The sequence below is a fragment of the Streptomyces albidochromogenes genome, from assembly GCF_005981925.1.
In the GTDB taxonomy this organism is placed as follows: Bacteria; Actinomycetota; Actinomycetes; order Streptomycetales; family Streptomycetaceae; genus Streptomyces; species Streptomyces albidochromogenes.
The window spans coordinates 1-6,979 of the sequence record NZ_VBVX01000327.1; the positions used below are offsets into that span (position 1 = coordinate 1).

The window sequence follows — 6,979 nt, forward strand, 5'->3', positions numbered from 1 at the left end:
GACCCCCACCCACTGCCCGTACTGCGCGCTCCAGTGCGGCATGAGCCTGCGCGCCGTCCCCGGTGGCGAGGCGGCGGGCGGCGACGTGGTGGAAGTCGTCGAGCGTACGGACTTCCCGGTGAACCGGGGCGCCCTGTGCGGCAAGGGCCGTACGGCGCCCGCCGTGCTCTCCTCCCGGGTGCGCCTGACCGAGCCGCTGGTCCGTCGCCCCGCAACCGGCAGGCTCGAACCGGCCACCTGGGAGGAGGCCCTCGCGAAGATCGCGGAGGGGCTCGGCCGTACCCGGGAGGTGTACGGGCGGGACGCCGTCGGCGTCTTCGGAGGCGGCGGGCTCACGAACGAGAAGGCGTACGCGCTCGGCAAGTTCGCCCGGGTCGTGCTGTCCACCTCGCAGATCGACTACAACGGCCGCTTCTGCATGTCGTCGGCCGCCGCCGCCCACCAGCGGGCCTTCGGCCTCGACCGCGGCCTGCCCTTCCCGCTGGAGGACATCCCGCGCACCGGCTGCGTGATCCTCGTCGGCTCCAACCTCGCCGAGACGATGCCGCCCGCGCTGCGCTACCTCACGGAGCTGAAGGAGAACGGCGGCACACTCATCGTCGTCGACCCGCGCCGCACCCGCACCGCCGAGCAGGCCGACCTGCACCTCGCCCCGCGCCCCGGCACCGACCTGGCGCTCGCGCTGGGCCTGCTGCACCTCGTCGTGGCCCAGGGCCGTACGGACGAAGCCTTCATCCAGGAGCGCACCGCCGGCTGGGACGAGGCGCGGGCGGCCGCGATGGCGCACTGGCCCGAGCACGTCGAGCGCGTCACCGGCGTCCCGGTCCCCCGGCTGCGGGACGCCGTACGGATGTTCTGCGACGCCGGGACCGGCATGGTGCTGACCGCACGCGGCCCCGAGCAGCAGTCCAAGGGCACCGACACCGTCAGCGCCTGGATCAACCTCTGCCTCGCCACGGGCAAGGCAGGCAGGCCCCTGTCCGGATACGGCTGCCTCACCGGCCAGGGCAACGGGCAGGGCGGCCGCGAGCACGGCCAGAAGGCCGACCAGCTGCCCGGCTACCGCAAGCTCACCGACCCGGCCGCGCGCGAGCACGTCGCGGGGGTGTGGGGCGTGGACCCGGACAGCCTTCCCGGGCCGGGGCGCAGCGCGTACGAACTGCTCGACGCACTCGGCGGCGACATCAAGTCCCTGCTGCTCATGGGCTCGAACCCGGTGGTCTCCGCGCCGCGCGCCTCCCACATCGAGGAGCGGCTGCGCTCCCTGGACTTCCTCGCCGTCGCGGACGTCGTCCTGTCGGAGACGGCGGCCCTGGCGGACGTCGTCCTGCCCGTCACCCAGTGGGCGGAGGAGACGGGGACGACCACGAACCTGGAGGGGCGGGTGCTGCTGCGGCGCAGGGCCGTCGACCCGCCGCCCGGCGTGCGCACCGACCTGGAGGTGCTGCACGCGCTCGCGGCGCTGCTCGGCCATGAAAAGGGCTTCCCCGTGGACCCCGAGGAGGTCTTCGACGAGCTGCGTCGCGCCTCGGCGGGTGGCCCGGCGGACTACTCCGGCATCTCGTACCGCCGGATCGCCGAGGAGGACGGCGTCTTCTGGCCCTGTCCCGACGCCTCCGAGGGCAGCGCGGACGGCTCCGAGGGCAGCGCGCACGCGGTCGAGCCGCACCCCGGTACGCCCCGGCTCTTCCTCGACCGGTTCGCCACGGAGGACGGGCGCGCCCGCTTCGTGCCCGTCGTGCACCGTCCGGCGGCGGAGGAGACGGACGCCGAGTACCCGGTGCTGCTCACCACCGGCCGGGTCGTCGCGCAGTACCAGTCCGGGGCCCAGACGCGCCGCGTGGACGAACTCAACGCGGCCGCGCCCGGCCCCTTCGTGGAGCTGCACCCCCGGCTCGCCCAGCGCCTGGGCGTCGCGGAGGGCGACCGGCTGACGGTGGTGTCCCGGCGCGGGCGGGCGGTCGCCCCGGCCCGGATCACGGACGCGATCCGCTCGGACACGGTCTTCATGCCGTTCCACTGGCCGGGCGAGGGACGCGCCAACACCCTGACGAACCCGGCGCTCGACCCGACCTCGCGCATGCCGGAGTTCAAGGTGTGCGCCGTACGGGTCGAGCGCGAGGGGGACTGAGCCTCACAGCCCGGCGGTCTCCTCGCCCACCCACGCCAGGTACCGCTCGCTGCCGCGTGCCACGGCCGTGGCGATGATCTCGGGCGTCTCGTAGTCGTGCGCGGCTTCGAGGTGCGCCTCAAGCTCCTCGTAGCGCGCGCCCGCCGTCTTGAACACCACCTGCCACTCCTGCGCCGTCTGCGTCTCCCCCTCCCACCGGTAGACGGAGGTCACGGGCCCGCCGACCTGCGCACAGGCCGCGAGCCGCGCCTCGACGGCTCCCCGCGCGAGCGCCAGGGCCTTGTCCCGGCTGTCGGTCGTGGTCAGTACGGTCAGCCATTCGGCCATGGTGTTCTCCCTCGGGTAGGGGCTTCGGCCATGGTCTCAAGCCGGCGTCGGCGAAGGCCCCGATGTGGGCGGCGGGCAGCGGCCGACGGGGCGGCCCGGGCGCCGCGCCGGGCTCAGCCGCCGTACGGGCGGACGGACCTGTCGTCGCGCAGGGCTCAGCCGCCGTACGGGCGGACGGACCTGTCGTCGCGCAGGGCTCAGCCGCCGTACGGGCGGACGGACCTGGCGTCGCGCAGGGCGCGCGCCCACCAGGTGAGCTGGTTCAGCAGGGCCTTGGCGGCGGTCTCGGCGCCGGACGGGTCCTTGTGCCGGCCGTCGACGTCGAAGTGGGACCAGGCGCCGTGGAAGCTGACGGTCTCGCGGATGGTGGTCGCGTGCATCTCGGCGAAGACCTGGCGCAGTTGCTCGACGGCGCGCAGGCCGCCGGACATGCCGCCGTAGGAGACGAAGCCGACGGGCTTGGCGTGCCACTCGCTGCCGTGCCAGTCGATGAGGTTCTTGAGGGCCGCGGGGAAGGAGTGGTTGTACTCCGGGGTGACGACGACGAAGGCGTCGGCGGCCGCGAGGCGCGGCGAGACATCGGCGAGGACCGCCTTGACGTCGTCGGACGGCGAGAAGGACAGGGCGGTCGGCAGGTCGACGCGGGCCACGTCGATCACGTCGACGTCGAGGCCGCCGTACGCGGCGGCGCGGGAGAGGAACCAGTCGGTGACGACGGGGGCGAAGCGCCCTTCGCGGTTGCTGGCGACGATGACGGCGAGGCGCAGAGGGCCGGCGGGCGGCCCGGCGGCGTCCGAGCGGTCTGTGGCGGACGGGTCGGCGGTGGCGGACGGATTGCCGGTGTCGGAGTCGGTGTCGGAGTCGGTGTCGGAGTCGGTGTCGGTCGAAGGGGCGCCGACCTGGGCGGATTCCCGCGTGGTGTGGTCCATGCGGCAAGACTCGTACCTCGACCAAGGTTGAGGTCAAGCCGCTCGCGGCGGCCGTTTCCCGGTCCGGCGCAAGGGGGAAGGCCGGACCCGACCGCGAGGTACGCCGGCCGAACGCCCCCTTACGGTGGTCGCATGACCACGCCTCCCGCCCCCGGCTCCCCCTACGTCGAGATCGACGGCCGCCGCGCCTCCACGGCCGACGACCTCCTCGTCCCGGCGCTGTACGGCGGATACGCCCACTTCACCGCGATGCAGGTCCGGGACGGCGGGGTGCGCGGACTGCGCGCGCACCTCGCCCGGCTCGACGCCGCCACCCGGGAGGTGTTCGGCGGCGGCCTCGACGGGGAGCTGGTGCGCGCGCGGGTGCGGCACGCGCTCGACGGGGCGGGGGTGCGCGACGCCGCGGTGCGGGTGTACGTGTTCCGCGCGCCCGAGGCCCGGGCGGCCACCCTGATGGTCACCGTCCGCCCGCCCGCCGCCATGCCACCGGCGCCGCAGTCCCTCATGTCGGTCCCGTACGAGCGGCCCTTCCCGCACCTCAAGCACCTGGGCGGATTCGCCCAGACCCACTACGGCCGGCTGGCCCGGGAGGCGGGCTTCGACGACGCGCTGCTGACCGGCCGCGGCGGGGTGGTCACCGAGGGGGCGATCACCAACATCGCCTTCTACGACGGCACTTCGGTCGTCTGGCCCGACGCGCCCTCGCTGCACGGCGTCACCATGGCGCTGCTGGAGGCCCGCCTCCCGGAGTCCGGCCTGCCGTCGGTGCGCGGGCCGGTGACGCTGGACGGCCTCGGCGCGTACCGGGCCGCCTTCGTCACCAACTCGCAGGGCATCGCCCCGGTGCGGCGGATCGACGCGACGGAGTTCGCGGTGGACGAGGAGCTGATGAAGACGGTCCTCTCGGTGTACGAGGAGACGCCCTGGGAGCCCGTCTGAGACGGGCTCCCGCCGCGCGCCCGCCGAAGACGCGGCCGGCGCGCGGCCCCGGCGCCCCTGTCACCCGTTCGGGGCGCACGGCGGGTGGACCGTCCCGGCCGCCCCGCGCCCGGGTGCTGACCTGGGTGAACGCGGTGTGCGCCGGGCGCGGCGGGGCGGCGGCGCGGCTGATCTGACCCGGCCTCAGCAGGCGCCGAGCGCGTACGGCCACTTATCTCGGAGTCAGTGCCGTACCGACGCTTCCGGGAGGATCCCCATGCGCCCTGCACTTCTGCTGGCCGGCACCGCGCTGGCGGCCGCCGTGTCCGGCCTCGGCGCGGGTCCGGCGTACGCCGAGAACGACACGCCGCAGCACTCGCTGGAGGTCCACCCCGCGACGGCGGGCCCCGGCGCGACGATCACGGTGAACACCACCGCCTGCGGATTCGACAGCGGCGGCACGGGTGACGCCAACGCCGTGGGGGCGGGCGACTTCCCACTGCGGCCCGCCACCCACAAGGAGGTCGTCACCGGGCAGTTCGAGCTTCCCCAGGACGCCCCGGAGGGAACCCATGACATCGCGGTGGCCTGCGACAACGGCAACACCGCCGAGGGCCGGCTGACCGTGACCGCCGGTCCGGCGCCGGAGCCGACCCACCACGACCCGGGGCGGCACGAGAAGGGCCGCCACGAGCAGGGCGGCCACGATCCGGCCCGGCACGACCCGGCCCGGCACGAACCGGACCACCGGCCCACGCACCCCACCGGCCACGTCAGGACCGGCGTCGGCGGGGCCGCGGACGCCGACACCACCCAGATCGCGGCGGGTGTGGCCGTACTGGCCGCGACCGCCGTCGGCGGTACCTGGCTCCTGCGTCGCCGGGCGAGCGGCACGCGGGAGCGCTGACGGGACGGCTCCGCCGCCCGTGTCCGTAGCGCCGCGGTTCCCCGTGCCCCCGCCCGGTCCCGAGCCGGGCGGGGGCACGCGGGGCGTGCGGCGCGGGGGCCGCTTGGACTGGAGGGTGATCACCGATGACGGACCGGCGTACGCAGGGCGGCCTCGTCGCCATCGCCGTCTGCACCGGCCTCTGGCTGATCCAGAACGGGCTCGCCGGGCAGGACCCGCCCCGGCCGTCGTCGGCCGAGGCGTTCGCCGCCGGGTCCGAGCACGTGCCGCGGAGCACGGTCCCGCCGGCCGAACCGCTGCGGCCCTCCGAGCCCGTGCGGGTGCGGATACCCGCGGTCCGGGTGGACGCGCCCGTCATGCGGCTCGGACTGGGCCCCGACGGGAGTCTCGACGTACCGCCGGCCGGGGACCGCAACCTCGCCGGGTGGTTCAAGGACGGCACCCCGCCCGGCGCGAAGGGCACGTCGGTGTTCGCCGGGCACGTCGACAACGCGCGGGGACCGTCCGTCTTCTACCACCTCGGCGCGCTGAAGAAGGGCCACACCGTGGAGGTGCTGCGCAAGGACGGGCGTACCGCCGTCTTCACGATCGACGCCGTCGAGGTGTACGACAGCGAGGACTTCCCGGAGGAGCGGGTGTACGCCGACTCCGGCCAGGCGGAGCTGCGGCTGATCACCTGCGGCGGCACGTTCTCCGAGAAGACCGGCTACCGGGGGAACGTGGTCGCGTACGCGCACCTGACAGCCGTGCGCTAGCGCGGGGCGGCCCTACGTCCACTGGTCGAACGCCAGCTTCGCGACCAGGGAGAAGACCACCACCAGCAGCACACCGCGCACGAACTCGCTGCCCTTCTTGAGCGCCGTGCGCGCCCCCGCCATCGCGCCGGCCAGGTTGAAGAGCGCCATCAGGGCGGCGAGCTGCCACAGCACCGTCCCCTGGTACGCGAACATCGCGAGCGCTCCGGCGTTGGTGCAGACGTTGACGATCTTGGCATTGGCGGAGGCGGTGACCAGGTCCAGGTGGAGCACGGCGGTCAGCGCCAGCACGAGGAAGGTGCCCGTGCCGGGCCCGAAGAGGCCGTCGTAGAAGCCGATGCCGCCGCCGACCAGGACGATCGCGGTGACCGTACGGGCCCTGGTGACCGGCGGCCCCGGCTCGGCGGCGGCGCGGCCGAAGGAGGGCCGCAGGAGCACGAAGGCCGCCACCGCGAGCAGCACGACCATGATCACGGGGCGCAGTACGTCACTGCTGATCCCGGCGGCGAAGAACGCGCCGGTCATGGAGCCGGCGAGGGCGGCGAGCCCGATCCGTACCGCCGTCCCGACCTTCACCGGCGCCTTGCGGAGGTACGTCACGGCGGCGCCCGACGTGCCGACGATGGCGACCGCCTTGTTGGTGCCGAGGATGTGCGCGGCGGGCACGTGGGGCAGCCCGAGCAGCAGGGCGGGCAGGAGCAGCAGCCCTCCGCCGCCCACGACCGCGTCGATCCAGCCGGCCGCGGCGGCGGCGAGGCACAGGACGACGATCATGGTCAGCGATATGTCGGGCATGATCGCGACCCTAGGGACGGCGGATGTACGGCGTCCATCAATCGCCGGAGTCTTGAGCGACATCTGAGGTTCCCGGTCCGGCCGAGGGGGTCCGGTCGGGGGCCGCGGGCGCGGCCGGTGCGACGGTGGCGGACAGGACCGTCGCGGCGAGCGCGCTCGCGCCGACGAGAGCGGCGGCGAGCTGCGCGCGGGCGCGGGCGGTGGGACGGGCGGAGGC

8 protein-coding genes are annotated in these 6,979 nt (G+C 74.7%); 4 read left to right on the forward strand and 4 right to left on the reverse strand.

The features are described from left to right. A partial coding sequence (locus E2E34_RS28940; protein ID WP_138904843.1) for a molybdopterin oxidoreductase family protein occupies positions 1–2,131 on the forward strand: 2,131 nt, incomplete at its 5' end. 3 nt (positions 2,132–2,134) lie between these two features. Here E2E34_RS28940 and cutA read toward each other — a convergent pair. Next, on the reverse strand, positions 2,135–2,458 hold the full coding sequence (gene cutA, locus E2E34_RS28945; protein ID WP_138904844.1) for a divalent-cation tolerance protein CutA: 324 nt from the start codon (positions 2,456–2,458) through the stop codon (positions 2,135–2,137). Between the two features lie 197 nt (positions 2,459–2,655). Then, positions 2,656–3,387 carry an NADPH-dependent FMN reductase gene (locus E2E34_RS28950; RefSeq protein WP_138904845.1) on the reverse strand — a complete coding sequence of 244 codons (732 nt, stop codon included), beginning with the start codon at positions 3,385–3,387 and terminating at the stop codon, positions 2,656–2,658. 132 nt (positions 3,388–3,519) lie between these two features. Here E2E34_RS28950 and E2E34_RS28955 point away from each other — a divergent pair, with 132 nt between their 5' ends. The 3 genes from E2E34_RS28955 (at position 3,520) to E2E34_RS28965 (ending at position 5,967) form a co-directional block, all read left to right on the forward strand. Then, positions 3,520–4,326: an aminotransferase class IV gene (locus E2E34_RS28955; protein WP_138904846.1), complete on the forward strand. Its 807-nt coding sequence runs from the start codon at positions 3,520–3,522 to the stop codon at positions 4,324–4,326. Positions 4,327–4,582: 256 nt separating this feature from the next. Continuing rightward, positions 4,583–5,212, forward strand: coding sequence for a GVDTG sorting domain-containing protein (locus tag E2E34_RS35990; protein ID WP_208765365.1), 630 nt, complete (start codon positions 4,583–4,585; stop codon positions 5,210–5,212). A 125-nt stretch (positions 5,213–5,337) separates the two neighbouring features. Beyond that, entirely contained in the window at positions 5,338–5,967 is a 630-nt protein-coding gene (locus E2E34_RS28965; protein ID WP_138904847.1) for a class F sortase, read from the forward strand. 12 nt (positions 5,968–5,979) lie between these two features. Here the strand turns inward: E2E34_RS28965 and E2E34_RS28970 are convergent, their stop codons facing one another. Further along, on the reverse strand, positions 5,980–6,762 hold the full coding sequence (locus E2E34_RS28970) for a sulfite exporter TauE/SafE family protein (RefSeq protein ID WP_138904848.1): 783 nt from the start codon (positions 6,760–6,762) through the stop codon (positions 5,980–5,982). 37 nt (positions 6,763–6,799) lie between these two features. Further along, the coding region (locus tag E2E34_RS35995) for a hypothetical protein (RefSeq protein ID WP_208765366.1) at positions 6,800–6,979 on the reverse strand (180 nt) is incomplete at its 5' end.